Raw genomic sequence first — 24,680 nt, 5'->3', positions numbered from 1 at the left:
GAGACCTTAATGGAATGCTACATTCAACTCAACCCATCTCTTTGCGAACCGCCGAGTACGTGACCCGTACGCTCGGTGGTGTGAGAGGCTCTTCCTGTCAGTTTCTGGCAGGGCAGTCTACTCGATTGTAGTGCGTTTTTATTATTCGAAATTTAATTTCAACGACTATACAAATTAATCAAAATTACTCTTTTCTTTTTACTCTTAATCCACTAATTAAAAATGTTGAAAATAAGATAAGTGTATATATTTTAAACCATTTTGAGTCTCCGTATATGTCTGTAAACTCCAATACTAAAAACGCAATCAGAAAAAAAACTAGAGAGTATTAAATAATTCGTTTTTTTATACATGATATAACAACTTTAGGCTTTTGGTGTGCCAATTAAATACAATACTTTTTTCATATCCTGCTTTTTCATACCAATTTCCCAATCAAATTTGTCTTTGTGTGCCAAGTTGCTTACTAAATCCTTCATTTCAGATACAGAATAAGTTCGCAAACAAGAAACAATTCCATCCCATAAAACGACAATCGGAATAATAGGTAATATATAGGTAAAGAAGATCCTACTAAATTTAAAAGGTTTAATGAATAGGGTTGTGAGACATACGCTTATTGGCGAAAGCAACATTCCTATAAAACTAGGTAAAGTTCTGTCTTGAGCTTCAAAAATTCCAATTGCTGTATTTGAATCTATTGCATTTTGTAGTATTCTTTTTGCTTCTGTTGGTCTAAAATGATGAAGTGATAAAAACTGAGTACGAAAACCTTTCAACTTTTCAGGTACATTTCGTGCATCAACACTTCCCGTATGGTAACTAAAATTATTAGCTCTTGATTTAGTTTCTTCAAATGCTTTGATATTAGGGTAATAATCTGTTAAGGTAACTGTTAGTTCAGGAATTTGTTTTATAATTTCAGAATTCAACCATAATAGTCCGCCACCGCCACCAGAAGCCAAATCTAAAATATGGGTGGAGTTACTTACTTTTAATTTTTCTATGAGCAAATCCGATATTGGCGAATAAACTTTTGCTTTGTTAGATATAAATTGTAAATAATCGGTCATGTAGTTTCTTAAAAAATTTGGAAACCATTGAAAATCTTCAAATTCAAATAAGTGAATGCGTTTCATATTATTGTAATTTTCTGCCTGTTAAATACATAATTTTCCCGCCCCTTCCATTGTCGTTTTTTCCTGCTTTCCACTCGTAATTATTGTTTTCTAATGAGGATGTCAATGCCAATAAATCAGTTGGGTTATACAATTTTAATAAAGCAATACATCCGTCAATTACAATAACTATAGGAAGTATTGGTATGAGATATGTAAAGATTATTCGCGAAATTCTAAATGGTTTTACAAAAAAAGCAGTTAACAATACTGTTAGTGGAACAAATACTGTCATCCCTACAATTTGCCAAAGACTGTCGTTGTTGCCTTCAACCACCACTACCGGATTACCACTTTCTTCAATATTTTGTAAAATCTTTTTAGCTTCTGAGGCATTTAGCTGATGGAAAGAGTTAACAAAGAGGTAAACTCCTTTTTCCGATGTATTAAAATTTGAAATAGCAATTGAATCCACTTTAACTCCATCATTTAAAAATGGTTTAACGGTTTCAATTCCTGCACCTATACCAAATTCAATATTGATTATCCTTTTATTATAGGTTTTGTTGAGGATATCTTCAATTACTGGTATGAATGGTTTTGTAGCATTAACTTTTAAAACAAACCAACTTAAAAATTCTGCAACTAGTGTTTTTAAGAATTTAGGAAACCAACGAACGTTTATTATTTGTGTAATTTGTTTTCGTTTCATAATCTTATCTTATTTTAATTCGTAATTTAGTCCAAATGTACTAATAAATTTTACCACGTGGACTAATTTATGGAAAATATTAAATTAAAAATTTTAGACCAAGCCAAGAAACTCTTCAATGATAAAGGAGTTTCAAATGTTTCAATCCGAGAAATTGCTAGAGAAATTGGAATTAGTCATAGCAACTTAATTTACCATTTCAAAGACAAAAATTTACTTTTGACTCATTTGCATCAACAGATTTTGGATGCTGCCGTTGAAATAAATCGAGAAATTAGCAAAGAAGAAAACACCTTAAAAAGTGTTTTCATTAGCACTGTTAAAGGATTCAAAATCATTTATGATTTTAGATTCTTTATGATTGATTTCAATTCTATTTTATTAGAAAACAAGGAATTACATCAACAAATTAAAGAGATTGAAGCATTTCGATATAATTTATATGAGGTAAAAATTGCCAAAATGATTGATGAGGAAATTTTTAGAAATGAAGTATACAAAAACGAATATGCTGATTTAATCTCTCAAATCCGCATATTTAGCGATTATTGGGTTTCTTCTTCGCAAGTTTATGAGCAGTATCCGCAATCGAGTATAAAGAAATATGCAAGGCTTTTTCTTTGCCATTTTCGACCTTTTTTAACCCCAAAAGGTCACAAAATGTTTATTCAATTACTTTCTGAGTTTGAGTTGTAAATGCACTACAACTAGTAAATATACACAACTTTATATAACTTTTTTAATTTTTCAACAGAAAAAGAACTGTCGGAACAATACTAATCCTGACTTGTGTATTTTTTTATTTTTTAAAAACTCTTTTATCCACAAACCTAACCCATCCCCACCAAACCATTTTACGGATTCCCGTAAAGCACTAAAAAAAATAAATGGGGATGATTTTGCCAACCGGCAAATTCGTTTTTGGAAACACTAAGATAGCAAAAAAGTAATTACTTCTTACAAAAAGTCAACTTTTTTAAAAATTCAACTTTAAAAACGCATTCGGTGTTAATTCCAAGGAGTAGGTATTCACTTCTTCAATCGCATTACTGTCCGGATTGAGTCGTTGTAAGCAGCTCTTAAATGGTATTTTTTTAAATCTTTCAATAGTATTTTATTTTTAGGTTAAACATTTTTAAAAATTCCCAAGATGTTCAAAACTAAAAGATTATTCTTTTTTTATATCATCAACACTTTGAAAGCCTTTAAAAATTGCAAATAGTGCAAAAATATGCACACCAAAACTCAACCAATCTTTAAAAATTAATAGTATCAATGCATCGATACCATATATAATCATTCCTATAAAAAATGCTGTTTTGCTTAATTTTTTTGAAAAATGCCAAATAATCAAAAATATACCAGATATTAACAAACTAAATAACACTCCCAAAACATCTAATTGCCCAAAAAAACCTATGTATAATCCCTCAAATAATTGAGTCAGACCTAGTCCAAAAATAAAAGATACTTGTCCCCCAAAGAATAAGATTAAAGTGTTGATTGTTGACAAACCAAATATCCAAAGAAACCAACTTGAACCTGTATTTACTTGTCTTGTAAGTTCTGTTTCTTGGATTAAAGGAGCAACGTTTTCAATTTCTTTTTTCTTGATTGGGTCTTCTTTGAAATTCATGCAAGTTTCTTCAAAGTCAGCAATTTCATCCGTTAAACTACAAATTAATCCTTTCTGATAATCCAATTTTCTATTAAGACATATTTTGCAATACTCTAGGTGCTCTTCTCTAGTTTTCATTTTTTATTGAAATTGTTTTTTTTGTGTTAATAGTATATTAAATAAATTATAGTCAAATATTTTTAAAATCTTTTTCAAAAGCAATTGATATTCAAATTTATTTTTCAAAGTACAAAATCTACAACTCCAACTTTCACAGATTCCCGTAAACCACTAAAAAAATAAATAGGAAATTCCTCTGCCACTCGGCAAATTCGTTTTTGGAATTACTAAGATAGCAAAAAAGGAATTACTTCTTACAAAAAGTCAACTTTTTTAAAAATTCAACTTCAAAAACGCATTCGGTGTCAATTCCAAGGAGTAGGTATTCACTTCTTCAATCGCATTACTGTCCGGATTGAGTCGGTAGAAGCGGTTGATAATGTTGTGTTGGTTGAACAGGTTCAACACCGAAACTCCCATAAAAAGGTTGGTTTTTTTGCCCAGCTCCACCGAGTAAGCAGTGGAAAAATTCACTTGAAAATAGTCGTCTAAGTTTTCCTGGTTCGGGCGGCTGTACACAATTTCCGGGTTATCGGGTGTAGGAAAGATGGGTTCGTTGCTCAACGGAATCGTATTGGGTCGTCCGGTAAACCATTTGCTGCCCAACGCCACTTTAAGGTTGTTCCATTGATAGGTTGCCCCGAAGGCCATGCTGTGGTTCACTTCAAAATTGTTAGCAAATTGCGGCGGAAGATAGCCTTCAAACGTATAATCATTGTTGTTAAAACTGTAGTTGAACCAAGCGGTGAATTGGTTAATCTGTTTTTGAATGAGCAGTTCCACGCCATATACTTCGTATTGTCCAATGACTTTCACAAACTCCAATTGATTCTGAAAACCCTGAGCAGAACTGGTGATGCCTTCTACTTTTTTATAAAACGCTTCGGGATGAATGAGCCAATTGTTTTTTCGAAATACAAATCCCAACGAGGCTTGATTACTTTGTTGAATCGGAATACTTTCGTTATTCGCCAACACCCAACGGCGTTTTTCTACCCCTAAAAAGTCTTGTTGTAAATCGATAATTTGCGAAGCGGTTTGGTTTTTTTGCTCTCCGGAAAGTTCCACGTTGAGGTGATCGGTCAAGGCATAATTGAGATGCAAACGCGGTTCAAGGAGCAAAAGCGACCATTTTTCAAAATAATTGCCACGTGCTCCCAGTCGGGTAAACAAGCGGTTGTTTTTGGAGCGGTAGTCGATTTCGGCAATCAACGCATGGCTTCGTAACACTTCTTTCACGGTGCGGGTGAATTGCGGAATGTTGATATCGTCAAAACTGCGGATACCGATTTCGTTGTATTGATAACCGTTGGTGAGCCTAACGGTTTCCGACAGTTGATGGGAATTTTTTAACCGAATGCCATTGTCTAACACCGTGTTTTCCTGCAACAAAATTTGGTTGTTTTCTACCGATTGGTTGTTGGCATCCAATTGGTAATAGGAACTATAAATACTCAACTCGGAACTGTTTTTGGCGTTCCAATTGGTTTTCCAAGTTACATTGCCTCCCAAGGTTTGCTGATTCAATTGGCTGTTTCTGGCAAGTGTTTGGTTGTTGACCAAGGTACTTTCGTTGAAGGTTAATTCGTTGGAAATAGCCAACGCATCAAAAAACAGTTCACTTTTTTGACCGATTTTTTGATGGTATTGCAACGTGACATCGTAAAAATAAAAGTCTTCTTCGTGGTTGTAATTGATGTCTTGGTTGTTGGTCACGTCAATGACTTCCGTATTTTGAAAAATACGATTGAAGTAATTTTTATACGTAGGCGAAGCGAGCATGTCGGTAAATGAACGCCGTGCAGCCACTTCAACGGATGATTTTTCACCGGTTTTTACTTTGGTATAAAGTTCGGCGTTAATCATGTTGACGCCAATGGTACTGCTGGTATTTTCAACGGAATTACTTCGGGACGAAATATCAATGACACTTGATACACTTTCGCCATAAAAAGCCGAACTGCCGTTTTTAGACAGTTGAATCGTGTGGGCCAAATTGGGATTTAACGCCGAGATTAACCCAAAGAAATGTCCGGTTTGAAAGAGCCGAATGCCGTTCCAAAGAAATAAATTTTGGTCGTGCGTACCGCCGCGAACATTCACGTTGGCAATCGTTTCATCGGTGCTGATGATACCCGGAATTTGCTGCATGGTTTGCAACACATCGGGTTCCACCAATCCGGGAAGAATACCGAATTTTTTAGGTTTGATTTCAAACGTGCCTTCGGTTTTTTTGCGGATACCGGTTGTCAGATAGACTTGAGCGACGACTTCTTCTAACTCTTGAACGGTTAAATTCAATGGAAAAGTAGGGCAGTTGTCCACATAAATTTCATTGACCAGTACCGTTTTAGAGGCATAACTCACGTGACTAATTTCGATAGGATTGGAGGAAACCACCGGCAATTGAAAGAAGCCTTTTTCGTCGGAAAGCACAAATACATTGGTGCCGGAAATGCGAATGGTGGCATTAAAAACGGGCAGATTGGATTCGCTGTCGACCAAATAGCCACAGAGCGGTTTGTCCAGTTTTTGGTTGTTGGAAATGGTAATAATCTGGTCGTTTATAAACTTAAACCTTAACTTGGTTTGGGTTTGAATGTAATCGATTTTTTGCTCTATTGTAGTACTTGGATTGGGAGCCGGAATATTAAATACAATAATTTCTTGTTCGATGTAATTAAACGTTACGTTGTGTTGTTGTTCAATGGCGATTAAAATTTCCTTTAACGGCAAAGCTTGTCCTTGGTCTTGACTCCAAAGAGGCAACACCCACAGGAAAAAGCAGAGCAGGGCGAACCCCCATTGTTTTACATTCATTTACCTACTGTAACGTATATGTTGAATCATTACTTTTTATAATTTGTAAATGGTAGGTGGTGGCAATTATTTCTAAAGCAACAGCAAGGTCATTCATCGGAATCGTTCCGGAGAAATCTTGGTTAGTAGGTTTTCCTTTGTACTCAACTACAACATTGTATTGTCGGTTGATTTCATCCAAGATAGCTTGTAAATTTTCTTTGGAAAAGTTTACTTCTTTTTTCAGCCATTCGGGTTCAAGACTTTTGGTTTCACCAGCGTAAATCTGAGTGCCGTTTTCAAACGAAATCATCATTCCTTTGGTTAAAATCACTTGTTGGTTTTGGTAGTTCACTTGCACTTTTCCTTCGTAGCAAGTCACATCTAAGCGGGTTGCACGATTTTTTACATTGAATTGTGTGCCCAACACTGAAACCGTTCCCAACGCGGTAGCGACTTCAAATTTTTTGCCTTTGGCTACTTTAAAATAGGCTTCGCCGTCGAGTTTTAATTTACGTTCGTTGTTCCAGTTCCATTTTTTGTATTCCACAGACGAACCGGCATTAAGCAACACACTGGAATCATCCGGCAGTACAAAGGCTGTGGTGGCTCCATTTTCCGAAAACTCGGTGAAATTCGTAAAATTTTTCACGGCAAACGTGATTCCGAAACCTAGAATAAAAACAGCTGCGATGCGAAGCAAGACTTTTTGTATTGAAATCGTCTTGTTTTTTTTGCGTTGTAAAATGGTTTGGAGCATTTTATCGTCATCAAAAGCAGGTGTGGTTAACTCGCCCGAGTACTGTTTTATTTTTTGGTAAACGGCAAAATCCTCGGAGGCTTCAAACGCTTTGAGTTCTTCGCCTTCCAATTCATTATTCAGCCATTTCGCTAAAGTGTAATTTTCTTCCATATCATTGGATTTTTATCTATAACAGGTTGGATTTCAAAAACCCTACTTCAATTGCTTGATTTCTTTTCGTAATTCGAGTAAGGCTAAGTGCATTCTTTTTTCTACTGCTTTGACACTAATGCCTAAAATTTCGGCAATTTCGCTGTATTTTTTTCCGTCAATGCGGTGCATTAAAAAGCAGGTGCGTTGGCCTTCGGTTAATTTATCGATTGCCTTTTGCAGTTTTACTTTGAATTCATTTTCTTCCAATTGAAAATCAGGGCTTTCAAACGTTTTGTCTTGTTTGGGAGCGGCTTTAGCATATTCCAATACTACTTTTTGATGAGCAATTTGGTTGAGTGTGGTGTTATTGGCAATGGTATATAAATAGGATTTGGCTTTGTCCAACGGTACTTTTTCACAGTTTTCCCATAATTTGATAAAGGCTTCTTGCGTAACATCTTCGGCTTGCTCGGCATTTCCGAATTTGTAATACATAAAATTGCGGAGTGCTTTGACGTGGTTTTTGAAAAAATTTGAAAAGATGAGTTCTTCACAAATTCCGGAAAGTGATGTACTTTTCATTTACTTTTATAAAACTTTTGTGAAATTATAAAAAAAAAGAGAACCAAGGTAGGGTATTTTAATTTTAATTTGTTTTCTAATAAAACGAAATGATTATGAAAAGAATTTTACTTTTTAATGTGGCAATGTTGAGCTTCCTTTTTTTAGGCTCTTGTCAGGAAGAAGAAAATACGATTGTGCAGGATACAACAGAGAATTTGAATGGAGCATCTCCCGTTTCTAAATTTTTAGCGAGAGCCGCACAAAATAATACGTCGGTGGATAATGTGATGGATGAAACGAGTGTTTTTCGGTTGAAATTACCGGTGGATATTAATTTAAACGATGTGAATATAACCGTAGCAACCGAAGCAGATTATGCCACTGTAGCCGATTTAAAAAATGCATCCAATTCGGATGATGATATAGTGACGTATGTATATCCGATTACGGTTTCGTTGCGAAATTTTGAAGAGATTACGGTCAATAATTTGACACAATTGAATACGATTATAACACAAAATGAAGATTTGAGTGATATCAGTTGTGTCACGATTGTCTATCCGATTACCATTAATGAGTATGATAGTGCGAACCAGCTTGCCGATATTTTGACGATAAACAGTGATTCGCAGTTGATTAATTACCTACTTTCTTTGAACAATGGTGTTTTTTATTCCATCAATTATCCGATTTCGGTAATTAATCCGAACAATCAAAATGTGGTGATTAATTCCAATATAGAACTAAGGGATGTGATTGAAAATGCCATCGGTCAATGCGGTTCCAATTCGGGTTCAACGGATGATTTTATTGATGTTTTAACCTCAGGGAATTGGCGTATTTCGTATTATCATAATAGTGATGAGGATGATACAAGTGTATATAACGGTTATGTTTTTACGTTCAATGCCAACAATACCATTACGATTACCAGAAACAGTTCAACCTTTACCGGAACTTGGCTTTTTTATGAAGAAGATGGTGTTGATCTTTTAGAAATTGATTTTCAAGATGATCCGTTGGATGATTTGGATGACGATTGGGAATTGTTGGAGTTTTCCTCTACTTTAATTCAGTTGAAAGAGGAAGGAGATGATGAATATTTGAGTTTCACTAAAATTTAAAAGGCATGAACATGAAGACACTTTTTCGAAACTTTCTTTTTGGGAAAAGCAATGTGGTTTATTTTCTCACGCAGGCAATCATTTGGGTGTTTAATGTACTGTTGATTTATATTTTATTTTTTTAATTACTTAACCTAAACAATTTTAAACATGAAAAAGTTTTTTTTAATTCCTTTATTATTCGGCGTTTTTATGCTGAATGTTGCTTCCACTTGCAGCAACGATGACGATGATAGTAATGACGACGATGACAATAATTCATCGAGTGCCATTATTACACAAACACAAAATACGTTGGTGAACGGAGCTTGGCGAGTGACTTTGTTTTCTGAAGATGGCTCTAACCAAACGGCACAATTTTCAAATTATGATTTTGTTTTTGGTACGAATGGTGCTGTTACTGCTGAAAACGGCAGCACGACCATGAGCGGAACTTGGACAACAGGAACGGATGACAGCACACCGAAATTCATTATCAATTTCAGTGCAACCAATGGCCCGTTTGAAGAAATAAGCGAAGATTGGCGGATTTTATCAGCTACAGCCACAAAAGTGGAACTGAAACACGTGAGCGGTGGAGACGGAAGTACTGATTTGTTGACTTTTGAGAAGAATTAAATCGCTTGTATGAAAAGTAGCTTGGCTCAATTTGATGATGAATTAATAGACGCTTTTGAGAAAGAGGGTATACTAAAAAGTGTACCAAAAGACACGGAACTCATTCGCGATGGTCAATACATCAACTCGATTCCAATCGTATTGAATGGCATGGTCAAAGTGTTTACAAAATACCACGAAAAGGAATTTCTTTTGTATTATATTCAACCTACCGAAAGTTGTGTGTTATCGTTTATTGTCAGTAAAAAAAATGAGCCAAGTACTTTTTTTGCCAAAACAGAAGAAGACAGTGAAATTCTTCTGTTGCCCGCAGTAAAAGTGCAACAATGGATAAAAAAGTATCCACAATTTAACGCCATGTTTTTTAATTTATTTAACGAGCGTTATTTTGATTTAATCGATACGTTAAATCATGTTTTATTTGATCGATTAGATACAAGGTTGTATTTGTATTTAAAAGAAAAAATGGATTTACACCAAACAACTATTCTAACCATTTCTCACAAAGAGATTGCCAACGATATGGGTACTTCCCGCGAAGTAATTACCCGAATTTTAAAAAAATTAGAAGCGGAAGCAAAAGTGATGCAAACTCCTAATGGTATTCAACTTTTGTAGGTGTGACTTTTGTCACATTTTTTTGATTTTGATTGATTTACCTTTACTTCATTAACCAATTAAAATCAAAATTTTATGAAAGCAAACGTTGGCAACACAGACAAATTAATCAGAATCATATTGGCTATTGTTCTTGGAACGCTCTATCTCACCAACACGGTAAGTGGCGTTTTGGGGATAGTGGTTTTAGTTTTTGCCATCATTTTAGTGGCTACAAGTTTAATTAGCTTTTGCCCCATTTATCCCTTATTTAGTATCAATACTTGTCCTAACAAAAATAAAAAACCATGAAAGGTATAATTAAACTATTTTTCTTCTTGTCTTTTATTTCAAATGGTCAAGTCAATGTAGAATGGTCCAATTATCCCGGTGGCGTTTCCGTAGCGGTTAATCCATTAAACGAAGTCTATTCGGTGAATTGGGAGTATAATCCGGGCGGTGATATCACGTTAACCAAACGTAATTCCTCCGGTACGATTTTATGGGAGGCTACGTATGATAATGTGGATAACACCCGACACGAGGTCGCGACTTGGATTGAAACCGACAGTCAAAATAATTGTCTTGTTTCGGGAACCATTCGCTCCGGTTTTTCCAATCCGGTTAATGCAGCCAGTCTTTTAATGAAATATAATCCGCAAGGCGATTTACTGTGGCGAGTGGTGTTTGAAGATTCCTTTGAAGGGTCATACACCCGAAAAATACTAGTTGATTCTTCAGATAATATTTATGTATTAGGATTGGGAATGGGACCGAATGGTATGGTCACCAGAATAAAAAAATTCAACTCAAATGGTGAAACCGTTTGGAATTACTATGATACAAATGGAGTAGGAGCACCCATCAACATGAAATTTACGCCCGACAATGCGTTGGTCGTTTCCGGCAGAAGCATCACCGGAATCATCAATGGTTATTTAAAACTGAGTTTAGAAGGAAATTTACTTTGGAGTAAAACAGGTATAACCAGTCCCACTGTGGGCGATATTGCCGGTGATCTCATGGGTAATGCTTATATCATTAATGGCGAAGATGTAGTTTCAAATGCGGGTAGTATTCTTGAAAAATTGAATAGTGCCGGAAATACACTATGGTCAGACACCAATGCCATGGCAGGAAGCCGAGTGGAGGTGGGTTCTGATAATTATCCTCTCATCAGCGGTTTTCCAAATTCAGGAACAGGAGGAGCCGCTTTTATGAAATATACGTCCGAAGGCTCTGTACTTTGGCAAAACCTAAACGCTGACGGACCTGAAATTTTGTTATTGCACGGTCAATTGAAATTGGATGCAGCCAATAATGCTTATCTTTCTGCAGGCAATTTATTTAATATGGCGGTTTGCAAAATCAACGCCGATGGAACAAATGGTTGGGTAGGATTGGTTTCCGGAAGTAATTCTGCGAGTTCGTTTGTATTAGCAGGCGATAATTCGGTGTATGTGGTAGGTGGAACAACAGCAAAACTCGGACAAGCTCCACTGGGCATAAATACGACTGAGGTTGCTCTATTTGTTATTTTTCCGAATCCATTTTCATCCACATTCACAATTCAATCCTTTATTGATGAGGGAGAAAAACAAGTAGCTCTTTATGATCTATCCGGTAAATTAATCTACGAGGATAAGTTTACAGGATTTAATGCAAGCCTAGAGTTGAACGCTATTTCGAGTGGAATTTATATCATTATAATCGTTGATAAAAACGGAAAAATACACAAGCAAAAGTTGATTAAAAATTGATTCTACTAAAAAAAAGCTGTACGATTTGTACAGCTTTTTCACGTAGTAGGTTAAATGTGGTATTTGGAAACTAACTAACTTTAATCATCTAACAAATCAGTATATTCTTCAATTTTATCTTTAATGGTATTGGCCAAACTTTGGTTGCCATCAGTATCATTAGGGCTAATTTCAATTAAACCGTCACCGTTATCATCGGTTGCATTCGATAAATCAACATTGGCCAAAACCGCATCTAAATTAAAATCAATCACCAAGGTTGCAGCATTATCAGCTATAACCAAGTTTTGACCGGCATCTTCGTAATCAATTTCAAAATCTTCGTCAATATTGTGCCAAAACACAAAGGGAGTAGAACCAATGGTACCTTTGATTAAGACAGACTTGTTGAACAACTCACTTTCAGCATTGTTATTTCTAGCCATTTTAAATTCCACTTCTTCATACACGCCGTTAGGAATGTTGATAGTTGTGATGGTCGTTTGTCCGCTTAATAAATCCAATTCAAACGGACCTCTTAATTCAAATTCATCGTCATCACCATAAAACCCATCGCCATAATCATCGTCGTCATCGTCATAAAAATCATCATCTAATTCAAATTCAATTTCTTTTAAATTAATTTTAAAGTCGGAAATGCTCACTGCATTTTCCATTCTGCCCGTGTTTCCTGAATAGGAAGCTTTGGCAAGAATCGTTAAATTGTCATTCGAATCATTCGAAGAACTTTCGTCGTTACTACAAGAAACGGTTGAAAAAATAATTGTTAAAAGGCCTAAAAGAATTTTTTTGTTTTTCATAGTGTGTAAATTTTTGTTGTATAGTGATGAAACAACTTACTTTCAATTTACCCTACCTGAAATTTTAAAAAATTACTTAAAATCATTTTTTGATGCTTATTTGCTTTATGTTATCTTTGCACTTCATTAAAAGAAAATCCAAATTATGTTCAGTAATTTAAGCGATAAACTCGACAAAGCTCTCCATATTTTAAAAGGTCACGGTAAGATTACCGAAGTAAACGTAGCGGATACTCTGAAAGAAGTACGACGTGCGTTGTTGGATGCCGACGTGAATTTTAAAATTGCCAAAGATTTTACCAATTCCGTCAAGGAAAAAGCATTAGGTCAAAACGTATTGACTTCGTTACAACCCGGTCAGTTGATGGTGAAATTGGTCAAAGACGAGTTAACCGAATTAATGGGTGGCGAGGAAGTTGGCGTTAACCTTTCCGGTCATCCGTCTGTGATTTTAATGTCCGGTTTGCAAGGTTCGGGTAAAACCACTTTTTCCGGAAAATTAGCTAATTTTCTAAAAACCAAAAAAGGAAAGAAACCGCTTTTGGTGGCTTGTGATATCTATCGTCCGGCGGCAATTAATCAGTTGCATGTGGTAGGAGATCAAATTGGGGTAGAAGTATATTCTGAACCTGAAAATAAAAATGCGGTTGACATAGCTCAAAACGCAATTAAATACGCCAAAGCAAATGGATTCAATGTTGTCATTGTCGATACCGCAGGTCGTTTGGCCATTGATGAGCAAATGATGAATGAGATTGCGAATGTGCATAAAGCCATTCAGCCGCAAGAAACTTTGTTTGTGGTGGATGCCATGACGGGTCAAGATGCAGTAAATACAGCCAAAGCATTCAACGACCGATTGAACTTTGACGGAGTAATTTTAACCAAATTAGATGGTGATACACGTGGTGGAGCGGCGATTACGATTAAATCAGTGGTGAATAAACCCATCAAGTTCATTGGTACCGGTGAAAAAATGGAAGCCATTGATGTGTTTTATCCTTCCCGTATGGCCGACAGAATTTTGGGCATGGGAGACGTGGTGTCGTTGGTAGAAAGAGCCCAAGAACAATATAATGAAGAAGAAGCCCGCAAATTGCAAAAGAAAATTGCCAAGAACGAATTTGGTTTTGATGATTTCTTAGTGCAAATTCAGCAAATCAAAAAGATGGGTAACATGAAGGATTTGGTCGGGATGATTCCCGGAGCCGGAAAAGCCTTGAAAGATGTGGAAATTGAAGACGATGCGTTCAAACATATTGAAGCCATTATTCATTCGATGACACCCACGGAAAGAAGTAAACCGGCGATTATAGACGGAAAGCGAAAAATCAGAATTGCCAAAGGTTCCGGTACGAAAGTAGAACAAGTGAACCAATTGATGAAGCAATTTGATCAAATGAGTAAAATGATGAAAATGATGCAAGGCGGCGGCGGTAAAAACCTAGCCAGAATGATGGGCGGCATGAAAGGAATGCGACCCTAAAATATATCTGAGACGCGATGATTCGCGTCTTATTTTTTTAGCACAACACAACCAAAACAACACACTATGAAGATTTTAGACGGTAAAAAAGTTTCCGAAGACATTAAAAATGAAATTGCTGCCGAAGTACAGAAAATGAAAGACAATGGCGAGAAAGTACCCCATTTGGCCGCCGTTATTGTGGGGAATGACGGAGCGAGTTTAACGTATGTGGGCAGTAAAGTAAAAGCCTGTGAACGCGTAGGTTTTGAAAGCACATTGATTAAAATGCCTAACACCACTTCGGAAACGGAATTATTAAAAAAAATCAAAGAATTAAACGAAGACGATGATATAGACGGCTTTATCGTGCAGTTGCCTTTACCGAAACAAATTGATACGCAAGAAGTGTTAATGGCGATTGATCCCAGTAAAGACGTGGATGGATTTCATCCGGAAAACTTCGGGAAAATGGCGTTGGATATGACCACATTTATTCCGGCTACGCCATTTGGCATTTTAGAATTGTTGGAACGTTACGGTGTGGAAACACAAGGAAAGCATACGGTTGTTATCGGCAGAAGTCATATTGTGGGAAGACCGATGAGTATTTTGATGGGAAGAAAAGGCTTTCCGGGGAATTCTACCGTTACATTAACACATAGTTATACCAAAAACATTGCTCAAATTACTACGCAAGCGGATATTATCATCACGGCTTTAGGTGTCCCCAATTATTTAAAAGCCGAAATGGTAAAAGATGACGCGGTGGTAATTGATGTGGGAATCACACGAGTTGCCGATGATTCTACTGAAAAAGGCTACCGCATTACCGGTGATGTAGATTTTGAAAATGTGAGTAAAAAAGCCTCTTTCATCACTCCGGTTCCGGGAGGAGTAGGACCTATGACGATTGCGATGTTATTGAAAAACACGTTATTGGCAAGAGAACAGAAACGATTAAAGATGAGATAAATAATAAAACCCAAGTGATGAGCTTGGGTTTATTCGTTTTAATGATTATCTTAGCAGTAAATTTTATAGAATGGGAGCAGAGGCTTTAAAACTAGAACTATTGGATTGGTTATTACATGTTGATAATAACGATATGCTTCATTATTTAAAAGTGATTAAAGATCAAACTACCTCACAAACAGATTGGTGGGATGAGTTAACTGATGAACAAAAAGCCGGAATTGAAAGAGGAATAAAAGATATCGAATCAGGCAGAGTAGTTTCTCATGAAGTTGTAAAAAATAAATATGGCTTATAAAAAGTATAAGTTATATTGGTCCAACGAATCATTAGATAATCTAGAAAATATTTTAGATTATTTAAATAAGAAATGGACACCCAGAGAAGTAGAAGCTTTCAAAGAAAAACTCCGCAAACAAATCGATATCATTTTGTCGTTTCCTGAAATTTTTCCAATTTCTCAATTTCAACCTAGATTGAGAAAGGCTGTTTTAAGTAAACAAACAACTATATTTTACGAGATAAACGGAGACAGAATTACAGTCGTCTATTTATTTGTTGCAAAGAAAAATCCAAATAAAATTAAGTAAATTTAAGTTTTATTTTTCTTAATTATGTTAGGTCTTCGAACCTCTACTTTCGGTAAACTCGCTTCTTCTGTTTTGCTCGAAGGTTCAATCAATTGATTCAATTCTTTGATTTCAGCAGGGGTTAAATCACGGTATCTTCCGACCGGAATATCTAAAGAAATATTGATGATTCGGATGCGTTTTAGAGCCGTTACTTCATAGCCTAAATACTCACACATTCTGCGAATTTGACGGTTCAAACCTTGCGTTAACACAATTTTAAAAATGTATTTGCTGATTTGTTCCACTTTGCATTTTCTTGTAACCGTGTCTAAAATCGGAACGCCATTGCCCATTTTTTGAATGAAACGGTCGGTAATCGGTTTGTCTACCGTAACGATGTATTCTTTTTCATGGTTGTTTCGAGCTCGGAGAATTTTGTTCACAATATCACCGTCATTCGTCATAAAAATCAACCCTTCACTGGCTTTGTCCAATCGGCCGATGGGAAAAATACGTTCCGGATAGTTGATATAATCCACAATATTATTACGGACACTTTGGTTGGTGGTACATTCAATACCCACCGGTTTGTTGAACGCTAGGTAAATGGGTTTGTCTCTGTTTTCGCGTATGAGTTTGTTATCGACACGAATTTCGTCAGTTTCAAGCACTTTTGTACCCATTTCAGGCACTCGACCGTTAATGGTTACGCGACCTTCACTGATTAATCGATCGGCTTCACGGCGAGAACAAAAGCCGGATTCTGATAAAAATTTATTGATGCGTTTTCCTGAATCTTCCATACTGCAAAAGTAAATTTATTTTGTGGATTAATCATACCTATCAATTTTATTCTAATTGAGGGAAAATTAGTAAATTGCACAAAAATTGCCTATTATCAAGAACTTACGGATATGATAAAAAAACTACTTTTTATTTTTAGTTTCCTGATTTCACTATTTGTAACAGCACAAAATAGAAAAAATCAATTTCATTTGAACGCCAATAGTACTCGACATGCCTTGCATGTTTCGTTTCATTCTGACCTAGTTTTGAAAGACAAAGAAGCCATTCTTTCACAATTTCCTGAAATAGCTTCACTTTCCGATGAATTTCAATTGAATTTTAAAAAAACGATTTCTTTTTCAGAGGAAAAATGGACAGATTTAGAAAGGAATGCTAAACAATATGCCGGGAATTCTTCTGCTGTACATCAATTAAAAAATATATTTGAAGTAGTAGTACCGAATCCAACCAACGAAAAATTACTATTCTTGGCTTCTGCTTTTGAAGAATGGAATGCAGTGAATTATGCCAGTTTAATTTCCTTAGAACCCCTTACTCCACCTTTTGACATTCCTCCCACCACCCCTGATTTTATGGTGAATCAAACGTATATTGGTCCAAATCCGGGTTTAAACATGCAATATGCCTGGGATTTAGGGTTAAAAGGCGAAGGAATTCGGGTGCGTGATGTGGAATATGGTTTTAACAAAAACCATGAAGATTTGAATGAAGTAAATGCATTTTTAGCTCCCGGAATGACAATTGCAGCTGAGGCATTAGAATATTCTCAACACGGTACAGCTGTTGTTGGAATTATTATTGCCGGAAATGACGGCTATGGGATGACTGGTTTAGCACATGAAGCTTCAGAAGTAATTCTGTTTCCGGAATGGCAGGAAATTGGTTATAACAGAATAAATGCAGTAAATCAATCCATTCAAAATTCTACAGCTGGAGATGTAATTCTGTATGAAATGCAGGAAGATGGGGCTGCTGCCGGTTTTCAAGATTATGTACCGGCTGAGTATAATAATGTCATTTGGGATTTAACGAAAGCAGCATCCGATGCCGGTATTGTGATTGTAGCGGCAGCCGGAAATGGTAATCAAAATTTAGATGGAACACTTTACACCAGTTACATGAACCGAGGCAATAGCGGAGCAATTATTGTGGGTGGTGGATTGCCTAATCTTACTCATAACAGAATTTCCTATAGCACTTATGGTTCCAGAGTGGATGTGCAAGGTTGGTCTCAAAATGTTTTTGCCTGTGGTTACGGAACGCTGACTATGATTAATGGTGATATTAATCAAGGTTATATTAATTTTTCAGGAACCAGTTCGGCAACGCCAATGGTGGCAGCTTGTGCAATTGTTTTACAGTCTTACTATCACGATTTAACGGGCAATTATTTAACCGGTCCCCAATTGCGAACCATTTTAAATGAAACGGGAATTCCTCAAGGGAATCCAACTGCAGGAAATATTGGTCCATTTCCAAATATGCAGGCAGCTGTGCAACGGGTTTATGATGATTATTTGTTGGGTTTGGATGTAGTCAATCACACTGAATTTTCGGTTTTTCCCAATCCGGTACAACATCAATTGAAGTTTTTAACGCAAGAAGGTTTATCTGAAAATGCTGCTGTTGAAATTTTTAATGCCTTAGGACAGTCAGTGCTTTTATCTAAAATGCCTACTACTAAAGAACTTGATGTGTCAACTTTAGCCAGTGGCATGTACTTTGTCAAAGTATCTGACGGGAATCAATCGGCTACCAAAAAAATAATTAAGCAGTAAGCAAGAATTTTTCGATTTGTTCGTACAATGTTGGATCATGCATACTATGACCTAATCCTTTGGTTTCGATAAATTGAACGTTTTGCCAAGTGGATTCAATTTTTTTACTTTCTTCAATTTTCACCATATTGTCATCAATATCATGTGACAGCATACCTGGAACGGATAGTGAGGACGCAAATATTTTTCCTGAAAAGTCTATTGGATTGATATTGAAGCGTTTCATAAAATACTGATGCATCAATAGAATAACCCGGTTGTTTAACCCGAGTAAATTGGCATAATTTCGGATAATTATTTCTAAATCTGAGGGAGAGCCTAATAAAACCATTTTCTTTAAGGAAGCAAATTTGTAGTGGTGCTGAAAATATAAACCGGTTAAGGCACCGGCTGAGTGACCGATAAGCACTTGTGGTTCGTATTTTTGAAATACAGTTTGAATAAAATGGGCATATTGCAATACGTTAAATTCCTTTCCGGATGATAGGCCGTGAGCCGGAGCATCGAGTGCTAAGATGGTGTAACCTGATTTTTGTAGAAATGGAAAAAGAGGTTCCCATCGTGATGCATTACTTTCCCAACCATGAGCCAACAACACTTTTGTTTCATTACCTTTCCATTTATAAATCGGGAAGGATTGTTTTTCTACTTTGATGATTTCAATCTCCGCTTTTTTTAAAATATCCGGAATGGCTTCCGGTGAAAGTTTTCCGGAACGAGGTTCACTAAAAAATTTATATGCCAACAATGTTGCTTTTTCAGGAAAAACAAAACTTAAAAAGTTGATATAAAAACCAATGGTTTTAACCAGTAATGAAGTGAAAATTTTATTCATAAAAAAACCCCGAATCCGGGGTTTGTGTATTATATGTTTGCAAAGATGCTTTCCATTTTTTCTTTTTCCTCAGCGGCTAAAACATTGTCAACCAATATTCTTCCACTGTGCTCATCGGTTAAGATTTTTTTGCGAGCAGCAATTTCAACCTGAGTTTGTGGCGGTATTGTAAAGAAGGAACCGGCAGACGCACCTCTTTCGATGGAAACCACTGCTAAACCATTACGCACGCTTGAACGAATTCGGTGATAAGCTGCCAGTAAACGCTCTTCGATATTAGCAGCATATTCGGCAGAAAGTTTAGTTAAAAACTCTTCTTCTTTTTGTGTTTCTGCCATGATATCGCCTAATTCAGCTTTTTTGTGCTCTAAATGCGATTGTTTTGAGCTTAATTTTTCTTGCGAATCGGCTACTTGTTGTTTTTTGTACTCAATGGAAGCTTTCATTTCTTTGATGTGCTTCTCATTCAATTGAATTTCTAATTCCTGAAATTCAATTTCTTTGGTTAAGGAGTTGAATTCTCTGTTATTACGAACATTTTTTTGTTGTTCAGTATATTTTTTAATTCCCTCTTTGTGAGCTTCAATAGCATTTTTCTTCGCTTTGATTTGGTCATCAATTTGCTCTAAATCGGCTTTTAATTTTTCGTTACGTGCTTTTAAACCTGCTACTTCGTCTTCTAAATCTTGTACTTCAAGTGGCAATTCACCTCTTACGTTTCTGATTTCATCAATTCTTGAGTCGATTAACTGCAAGTCATAGAGTGCTCTTAACTTCTCTTCTACACTCATTTCTTTTACGTTTGTCATAATCTAAAAGTACTTAACTGGATTTGTATTTTGTTCTGATAAAATGATTGCAAAATTAGGAAATTTTTTGATAAGAAAATCAACAATATAATTTTTTGTGTACCGTTCGCTTTCATAATGTCCAATATCGGCCAAAAGTAGCTGATTTTCAGCTTCATAAAATTGATGGTATTTTAAATCAGCGGTTAAAAACGCATGGGCACCCAGTCGTTTCGCTTGAGCAATCGCAAAACTACCTGAACCACCTAATACGGCGACTTTTTTTATCTTTTTATTCAAAAAAATGCTGTGTCTAATGCTATCACATTGCATTTTTTCCTTTACAAATTGTAGAAAATCTCTTTCGTTCATTTCATTTTTCAGTTCACCTATCATGCCTAAACCGATATTTTGGTGTTGGTTTTGCAATTCGTAAATTTCATAAGCAACTTCTTCATAAGCATGGTTTTTAAACAGTGCCTTTAAAATTTTGGCTTCCAAATGCTTTTCAAAAGTGACTTCGATTTTGATTTCTTCATTTTCTACAAATTCAAAACGTTCACCGATTTCGGGATTGCTGTTTTCATTGCCCATGTAGGTTCCGATTCCTCTGGAGTTAAAACTGCAATCTTCATAATTTCCAATGTTTCCGGCACCGGCATCAAATAATGCATTTCGCAATTTTTGATGGTTTTCGGGAATGGTATAGGTCACTAATTTTCGAATGAATTTCTCTTTCGGAACCAAGATTTTGGTATTTTGAAGTCCTAATTGATTGCAAATAATTTTGTTTACGCCATCTTGATGATTATCCAAAGCGGTATGCACAGCATAAATGGCAATATCATTTTTGATGGCTTTTAAGACTACTCTTTCCACATAGGTTTTTCCGGTAATTTTTTTTAATCCTGAAAATACAATAGGGTGGAAGCAAACAATTAAATTACAGTTTTTTTCGATGGCTTCGTCCACTTCGTTTTCCAAGGCATCATGGCAAACGAGCATTCCATTAATTTCTTGATCTGGATTTCCTAAAAGCAACCCCACATTATCAAAATCTTCGGCATAAGCCAAAGGTGCAAGTTCTTCTAAAATCGGGAGAATGGTTTGAAGTTTCATTGAAAATAATTAAGTCACAAATTTAAGTAATTATTCATGAAAAGTATCTTTACATTATAAAATGAATCCTTTTTTACACAGTAAAAGCTTTACGGTTTGTTCTTTAAAACGCGATTTATTTCATTGAGTAATAATGGAAATCCGGGTTCAGTCATGTCATGTCCGTAACCGTCCAACTCCAATAATTGGGTATGTTGATGCCCGTTTACTTTCATCATTCGCATTAAATAGGCATTTTCTTCATACCTTCCCAATAATTCCAACTCGCGATCGCCTGTAATTAACAAAAGTGGCGGAGCATCTGCACGCACATGATACAGTGGGGCTAAATCGTCAACAATAGGTTTTTTGCCATCAATACCTCTTTCTTCACGAATGGTAAAGTGTGTAATGGTATGACCACTAAACGGAATTATGCCTGCAATTTTATTAGCATCAATGTTGAAAGTGGCTAGCCAACGTTTGTCTAATCCGACCATTGCGGCTAAATAGCCTCCGGCAGAATGACCCGATACAAAAATGGATCTGGCATCGCCACCCAATGATTCGATGTTATTGAACACCCAAGCCACAGCGGCAGCGGCATCCTCAATGTAGGTTGGCGATTTTACTTTTGGATAAAGTCGATAATTGACAGCCACTATCGCAACGCCTTTGTTTTTTAAAGCTTCCGGAATGTATTTGTTACCCCCTGATAATCCTCCACCATGGAACCAAACTATTGTTGCAAAGTTTTTTTGATTGGTTGGGTAGTAGATATCCAACACACATCGCTCTTTGATGTAGGCATCTTTTTGGTTGATTGCAGTTGAATAGTAGGGTTGATTTACTTTCGTATTGTATTCTGTAGTTTGGGCTTGTGTCCAAAAAATTCCTAAGAAGAGTAAAATAACAATGTGTTTTTTCATATATTAGTTTTTATGGGGTTAACAATATTAACCCGGAATTTTTTCCTCTAACATTTCATTTCCCTTTAGGTCAAAGTAAGTACAAATCATTTTTTCCAGGTTTACTCTCCATTTTTCTATGCCGGATTTGGCACAATCACTGCAAAAAGTGGGGTAATCTGTTTTTCCTTGTTGATGGGCTTTTAAGTCGGCTTTGAATTGATTTTCATTCGCATTATTATGAATAGTTAAAGCATCATATTTTGCTTCGGAATTAACTTTAAAGTCATTTTTACCATAATAATTAGAGTGTCCATCGGAAACAAAAGTATCATACAAAACAACGCCCAATTGTTTAAGTTCTTGAATGTAAGCGGGAAAGTCGGCACCGGATTTTACTTTACTGTGAGCGGTTTTAATTTGTTCGATTGTAAACATAATAGGTAGATTTAAAGATAAATTAAAAGTAATGATTAACTAGTTTTCTATTTTGAATTTTCCATTTGAACATTTGAAGTTTAATAAGGATTATTATTTTCGTTTCTGTTAATAAAAATCCATCTTCAAAACTACTAAATATTTCTTCAAATATCCTATCTTCGTTGTATGATTCTTTTGCGAAAAATACTCTTTCCTTTTGCCGTTTTATATGGTTTTATAACTACTATTCGGAATTGGTTTTATCACAAAGGTATTCTAAAATCGTATTCATTTCCCATTCCGATTATTGCTGTTGGAAACCTCAGTGTTGGCGGAACAGGCAAAACGCCACAAATTGAATATTTAATTCGATTGCTTTCTCCAAATTATAAAATCGCTGTATTAAGCAGAGGTTATAAACGCAAGTCATCCGGTTTTTTATTGGCTGATTATGCTTCAACCGCTGAATTGTTGGGAGATGAACCATTTCAATTGCATCAAAAATTCCCAAGTATTCAAGTAGCTGTGGATGCCAACCGCAAAAATGGAATTGAACGATTGTTAGCTTTAGAAAATAAACCGGATATCATATTACTTGACGATGCTTTTCAACACCGTAAAGTAAAAGCCGGGTTTTATATATTATTGACAGCCTATAACGATTTGTATGCAGATGATTTTATTTTACCCACCGGAAATTTGCGTGAAAGTAGTAGTGGAGTAAAAAGAGCTGATGTGGTGGTTGTTACCAAATGTCCGCCTACACTTACCGAAGCAGCACAAAATCAAATTCGTCAAAAGTTACACCTTTTGGCTCATCAACAGCTTTATTTTTCGGCCATTCAATACGATGTAATGCTCTATTCCGAAAGTGAAAGGTGTTCTGTAGCTTCACTACTAAACACTGATAAACTGTTAGTAGCCGGAATCGCTAAACCCCAACCATTTTTCAATCATTTACAAGATGGCAACGATGAGGAATTGGAATTTCCCGACCATCACGATTTTACAGAAAGTGATATCCAAACCATTCAGAAAAAATCAAAAAATAAACCGATTATTACCACCGAAAAAGATTTTGTTCGCTTAAAAGGAAGAATAAATCCGGCTCAATTATTCTATTTACCGATACAAAGTATTTTTCTTTCCAACGGTGAAAATTTCAATCAACAAATAAACAATTATGTGGAACAAAGTACAGGAAACCGTCCAATTTCTTAAAGAGAAAACCAATTATACACCTGAATACGGCATCATTCTCGGTTCCGGTTTGGGCTCATTTACGCAAGATATCAACATCGAATTCACCATTCCGTATTCCGAAATTCCCAACTTTCCGGTTTCCACTGTGCAAGGACATAAAGGGGCGTTAGTTTTCGGTAAAATCGGAACTAAAAGCGTAGTTGCCATGCAAGGCCGATTTCATTTTTATGAAGGTTACGATATGCAAACGGTGACTTTTCCAGTGCGTGTGATGAAGTATTTAGGTATTCAAAAACTCATTGTTTCCAATGCTTCCGGCGGTGTAAATCCAACGTACAAAGTAGGCGATGTGGTTGTTATCAAAGATCATATTAATTTATTTCCCGATCATCCGTTGCGAGGGGCAAACGATGAACGTTTCGGACCGCGATTTGTCAACATGAGCGAACCGTACTCACGCACCATGATGCAAAAAGCCAAAGAAATTGCTCAACAAAATGCTATCGAACTCAAAGACGGCATCTATCTAGGCTTGCAAGGTCCCACTTTTGAAACCTTAGCTGAATACAAAATGGTCAAAATTCTCGGTGCCGATTGTGTCGGAATGTCCACCGTTCCCGAAGTCATCGTAGCTCGTCACATGGAAGTTGATTGCCTCGGAATTTCCGTGATTACCGACATGGGCGATGAAGAAAATATTGATGAGGTGAACCATGATGAGGTGCTTGAAGCCGCCCGAAAAGCCGAGCCACACGTGCGAAAATTAATCAAAGAATTTATTCTGAATTATTAGGCAGCTCATCCGGTCATCCGTTGCATCCCGATAGCTATCGGGACGGCCTCCAAGCTATTTTTCTACTGCTTTTTCGTGGCTTTCGTTGGTCGCCTCAAAAAGCAAAGAAAAATTAGCTTGCTGTACTGCGGGGTTTCCACTGCTACCCGGGCTGGGAATTGTATTAAAAAGGAGAATGTGAGGGTTTTTGACTGTAAAAAAGTTCGAAATTACAGAAGAAGAACTTTAAAAAATACTAACCTCAAGAGGAGTAGGTTATTTTACCTGTCGATTACAGAGTTTTTCTAAAGTTTCGCCTTGTAATAAAGACTAA

Annotated in this window: 26 protein-coding genes; 13 read left to right on the top strand and 13 right to left on the bottom strand. The window is 36.2% G+C overall.

Annotated features, from left to right (window positions below):
- Nucleotides 1-365 precede the first annotated feature (365 nt).
- Both EQG68_RS13165 and EQG68_RS13160 read right to left on the bottom strand, forming a co-directional pair.
- Nucleotides 366-1,139: a hypothetical protein gene (locus tag EQG68_RS13165; protein WP_129465356.1), complete on the bottom strand. Its 774-nt coding sequence runs from the start codon at nucleotides 1,137-1,139 to the stop codon at nucleotides 366-368.
- Between the two features lies 1 nt (nucleotide 1,140).
- Entirely contained in the window at nucleotides 1,141-1,830 is a 690-nt protein-coding gene (locus EQG68_RS13160) for a hypothetical protein (RefSeq protein ID WP_129465355.1), read from the bottom strand.
- A gap of 69 nt (nucleotides 1,831-1,899) precedes the next feature.
- Here EQG68_RS13160 and EQG68_RS13155 point away from each other — a divergent pair, with 69 nt between their 5' ends.
- Nucleotides 1,900-2,526, top strand: a complete 627-nt coding sequence (locus tag EQG68_RS13155; RefSeq protein ID WP_129465354.1) for a TetR/AcrR family transcriptional regulator — start codon at nucleotides 1,900-1,902, stop codon at nucleotides 2,524-2,526.
- 472 nt (nucleotides 2,527-2,998) lie between these two features.
- Here the strand turns inward: EQG68_RS13155 and EQG68_RS13150 are convergent, their stop codons facing one another.
- The 4 genes from EQG68_RS13150 to EQG68_RS13135 form a co-directional block, all read right to left on the bottom strand.
- Nucleotides 2,999-3,586, bottom strand: coding sequence for an APC family permease (locus tag EQG68_RS13150; protein ID WP_129465353.1), 588 nt, complete (start codon nucleotides 3,584-3,586; stop codon nucleotides 2,999-3,001).
- A 255-nt stretch (nucleotides 3,587-3,841) separates the two neighbouring features.
- The gene (locus EQG68_RS13145) at nucleotides 3,842-6,388 is read right to left on the bottom strand and encodes a TonB-dependent receptor (protein ID WP_129465352.1); all 2,547 of its coding nucleotides are present in this window, start codon (nucleotides 6,386-6,388) and stop codon (nucleotides 3,842-3,844) included.
- Nucleotides 6,389-6,392: 4 nt separating this feature from the next.
- On the bottom strand, nucleotides 6,393-7,280 hold the full coding sequence (locus EQG68_RS13140; RefSeq protein ID WP_129465351.1) for a FecR family protein: 888 nt from the start codon (nucleotides 7,278-7,280) through the stop codon (nucleotides 6,393-6,395).
- 42 nt (nucleotides 7,281-7,322) lie between these two features.
- Entirely contained in the window at nucleotides 7,323-7,844 is a 522-nt protein-coding gene (locus EQG68_RS13135) for an RNA polymerase sigma factor (protein ID WP_129465350.1), read from the bottom strand.
- A gap of 95 nt (nucleotides 7,845-7,939) precedes the next feature.
- On the opposite strand from EQG68_RS13135, the gene EQG68_RS13130 reads away from it, so the two are divergent.
- From EQG68_RS13130 to EQG68_RS13110, 5 genes are all read left to right on the top strand, one after another.
- A complete protein-coding gene (locus EQG68_RS13130; RefSeq protein WP_129465349.1) occupies nucleotides 7,940-8,950 on the top strand; it encodes a hypothetical protein in 1,011 nt (336 codons plus the stop codon).
- A gap of 150 nt (nucleotides 8,951-9,100) precedes the next feature.
- Nucleotides 9,101-9,568 (top strand): hypothetical protein, encoded by a 468-nt coding sequence (locus EQG68_RS13125; RefSeq protein WP_129465348.1) that lies wholly within the window; start codon nucleotides 9,101-9,103, stop codon nucleotides 9,566-9,568.
- Nucleotides 9,569-9,577: 9 nt separating this feature from the next.
- Nucleotides 9,578-10,186, top strand: coding sequence for a Crp/Fnr family transcriptional regulator (locus tag EQG68_RS13120; RefSeq protein WP_129465347.1), 609 nt, complete (start codon nucleotides 9,578-9,580; stop codon nucleotides 10,184-10,186).
- Between the two features lie 75 nt (nucleotides 10,187-10,261).
- Nucleotides 10,262-10,477, top strand: a complete 216-nt coding sequence (locus EQG68_RS13115; RefSeq protein WP_129465346.1) for a YgaP family membrane protein — start codon at nucleotides 10,262-10,264, stop codon at nucleotides 10,475-10,477.
- A complete protein-coding gene (locus tag EQG68_RS13110; RefSeq protein ID WP_129465345.1) occupies nucleotides 10,474-11,925 on the top strand; it encodes a T9SS type A sorting domain-containing protein in 1,452 nt (483 codons plus the stop codon). The genes EQG68_RS13115 and EQG68_RS13110 overlap by 4 nt, the downstream gene beginning before the upstream one ends.
- 80 nt (nucleotides 11,926-12,005) lie before the next feature.
- Here EQG68_RS13110 and EQG68_RS13105 read toward each other — a convergent pair whose 3' ends face one another.
- The gene (locus EQG68_RS13105; protein WP_129465344.1) at nucleotides 12,006-12,725 is read right to left on the bottom strand and encodes a hypothetical protein; all 720 of its coding nucleotides are present in this window, start codon (nucleotides 12,723-12,725) and stop codon (nucleotides 12,006-12,008) included.
- 145 nt (nucleotides 12,726-12,870) lie between these two features.
- On the opposite strand from EQG68_RS13105, the gene ffh reads away from it, so the two are divergent.
- The 4 genes from ffh (at nucleotide 12,871) to EQG68_RS13085 (ending at nucleotide 15,755) form a co-directional block, all read left to right on the top strand.
- Nucleotides 12,871-14,211 (top strand): signal recognition particle protein, encoded by a 1,341-nt coding sequence (gene ffh, locus EQG68_RS13100; protein WP_129465343.1) that lies wholly within the window; start codon nucleotides 12,871-12,873, stop codon nucleotides 14,209-14,211.
- Between the two features lie 66 nt (nucleotides 14,212-14,277).
- Nucleotides 14,278-15,165, top strand: a complete 888-nt coding sequence (locus EQG68_RS13095) for a bifunctional 5,10-methylenetetrahydrofolate dehydrogenase/5,10-methenyltetrahydrofolate cyclohydrolase (protein WP_129465342.1) — start codon at nucleotides 14,278-14,280, stop codon at nucleotides 15,163-15,165.
- 70 nt (nucleotides 15,166-15,235) lie between these two features.
- Nucleotides 15,236-15,463, top strand: coding sequence for a hypothetical protein (locus EQG68_RS13090; protein WP_129465341.1), 228 nt, complete (start codon nucleotides 15,236-15,238; stop codon nucleotides 15,461-15,463).
- Nucleotides 15,453-15,755, top strand: coding sequence for a type II toxin-antitoxin system RelE/ParE family toxin (locus tag EQG68_RS13085; protein ID WP_129465340.1), 303 nt, complete (start codon nucleotides 15,453-15,455; stop codon nucleotides 15,753-15,755). The genes EQG68_RS13090 and EQG68_RS13085 overlap by 11 nt, the downstream gene beginning before the upstream one ends.
- 2 nt (nucleotides 15,756-15,757) lie before the next feature.
- On the opposite strand, the gene rluF is transcribed toward EQG68_RS13085, so the two are convergent.
- A complete protein-coding gene (rluF, locus tag EQG68_RS13080) occupies nucleotides 15,758-16,540 on the bottom strand; it encodes a 23S rRNA pseudouridine(2604) synthase RluF (protein ID WP_129465339.1) in 783 nt (260 codons plus the stop codon).
- Nucleotides 16,541-16,651: 111 nt separating this feature from the next.
- On the opposite strand from rluF, the gene EQG68_RS13075 reads away from it, so the two are divergent.
- Entirely contained in the window at nucleotides 16,652-18,322 is a 1,671-nt protein-coding gene (locus EQG68_RS13075) for a S8 family peptidase (RefSeq protein ID WP_129465338.1), read from the top strand.
- On the opposite strand, the gene EQG68_RS13070 is transcribed toward EQG68_RS13075, so the two are convergent.
- From EQG68_RS13070 to EQG68_RS13050, 5 genes are all read right to left on the bottom strand, one after another.
- Nucleotides 18,312-19,157 carry an alpha/beta fold hydrolase gene (locus EQG68_RS13070; RefSeq protein ID WP_129465337.1) on the bottom strand — a complete coding sequence of 282 codons (846 nt, stop codon included), beginning with the start codon at nucleotides 19,155-19,157 and terminating at the stop codon, nucleotides 18,312-18,314. The genes EQG68_RS13075 and EQG68_RS13070 overlap by 11 nt on opposite strands.
- Before the next feature lie 29 nt (nucleotides 19,158-19,186).
- Complete coding sequence (locus EQG68_RS13065; protein ID WP_129465336.1) at nucleotides 19,187-19,966, bottom strand: zinc ribbon domain-containing protein; 780 nt, start codon at nucleotides 19,964-19,966, stop codon at nucleotides 19,187-19,189.
- Nucleotides 19,967-19,969: 3 nt separating this feature from the next.
- Complete coding sequence (locus EQG68_RS13060; protein WP_129465335.1) at nucleotides 19,970-21,064, bottom strand: Nif3-like dinuclear metal center hexameric protein; 1,095 nt, start codon at nucleotides 21,062-21,064, stop codon at nucleotides 19,970-19,972.
- Nucleotides 21,065-21,153: 89 nt separating this feature from the next.
- Entirely contained in the window at nucleotides 21,154-21,972 is an 819-nt protein-coding gene (locus EQG68_RS13055; protein ID WP_129465334.1) for an alpha/beta hydrolase, read from the bottom strand.
- A gap of 27 nt (nucleotides 21,973-21,999) precedes the next feature.
- Nucleotides 22,000-22,389 carry a DUF1398 domain-containing protein gene (locus EQG68_RS13050; protein ID WP_129465333.1) on the bottom strand — a complete coding sequence of 130 codons (390 nt, stop codon included), beginning with the start codon at nucleotides 22,387-22,389 and terminating at the stop codon, nucleotides 22,000-22,002.
- A 168-nt stretch (nucleotides 22,390-22,557) separates the two neighbouring features.
- Here EQG68_RS13050 and lpxK point away from each other — a divergent pair, with 168 nt between their 5' ends.
- Together lpxK and EQG68_RS13040 are read left to right on the top strand one after the other, a co-directional pair.
- Nucleotides 22,558-23,592: a tetraacyldisaccharide 4'-kinase gene (gene lpxK, locus EQG68_RS13045; protein ID WP_129465332.1), complete on the top strand. Its 1,035-nt coding sequence runs from the start codon at nucleotides 22,558-22,560 to the stop codon at nucleotides 23,590-23,592.
- Nucleotides 23,555-24,367 (top strand): purine-nucleoside phosphorylase, encoded by an 813-nt coding sequence (locus EQG68_RS13040; RefSeq protein ID WP_129465331.1) that lies wholly within the window; start codon nucleotides 23,555-23,557, stop codon nucleotides 24,365-24,367. Before lpxK ends, EQG68_RS13040 begins: the two co-directional genes overlap by 38 nt.
- Nucleotides 24,368-24,680 lie beyond the last annotated feature (313 nt).

The organism is Flavobacterium piscinae (assembly GCF_004122145.1).
In the GTDB taxonomy this organism is placed as follows: Bacteria; Bacteroidota; Bacteroidia; order Flavobacteriales; family Flavobacteriaceae; genus Flavobacterium; species Flavobacterium piscinae.
The sequence above is the reverse complement of the archived record's forward strand: the minus strand, read 5'-3'. Positions and strand labels throughout refer to the sequence as shown.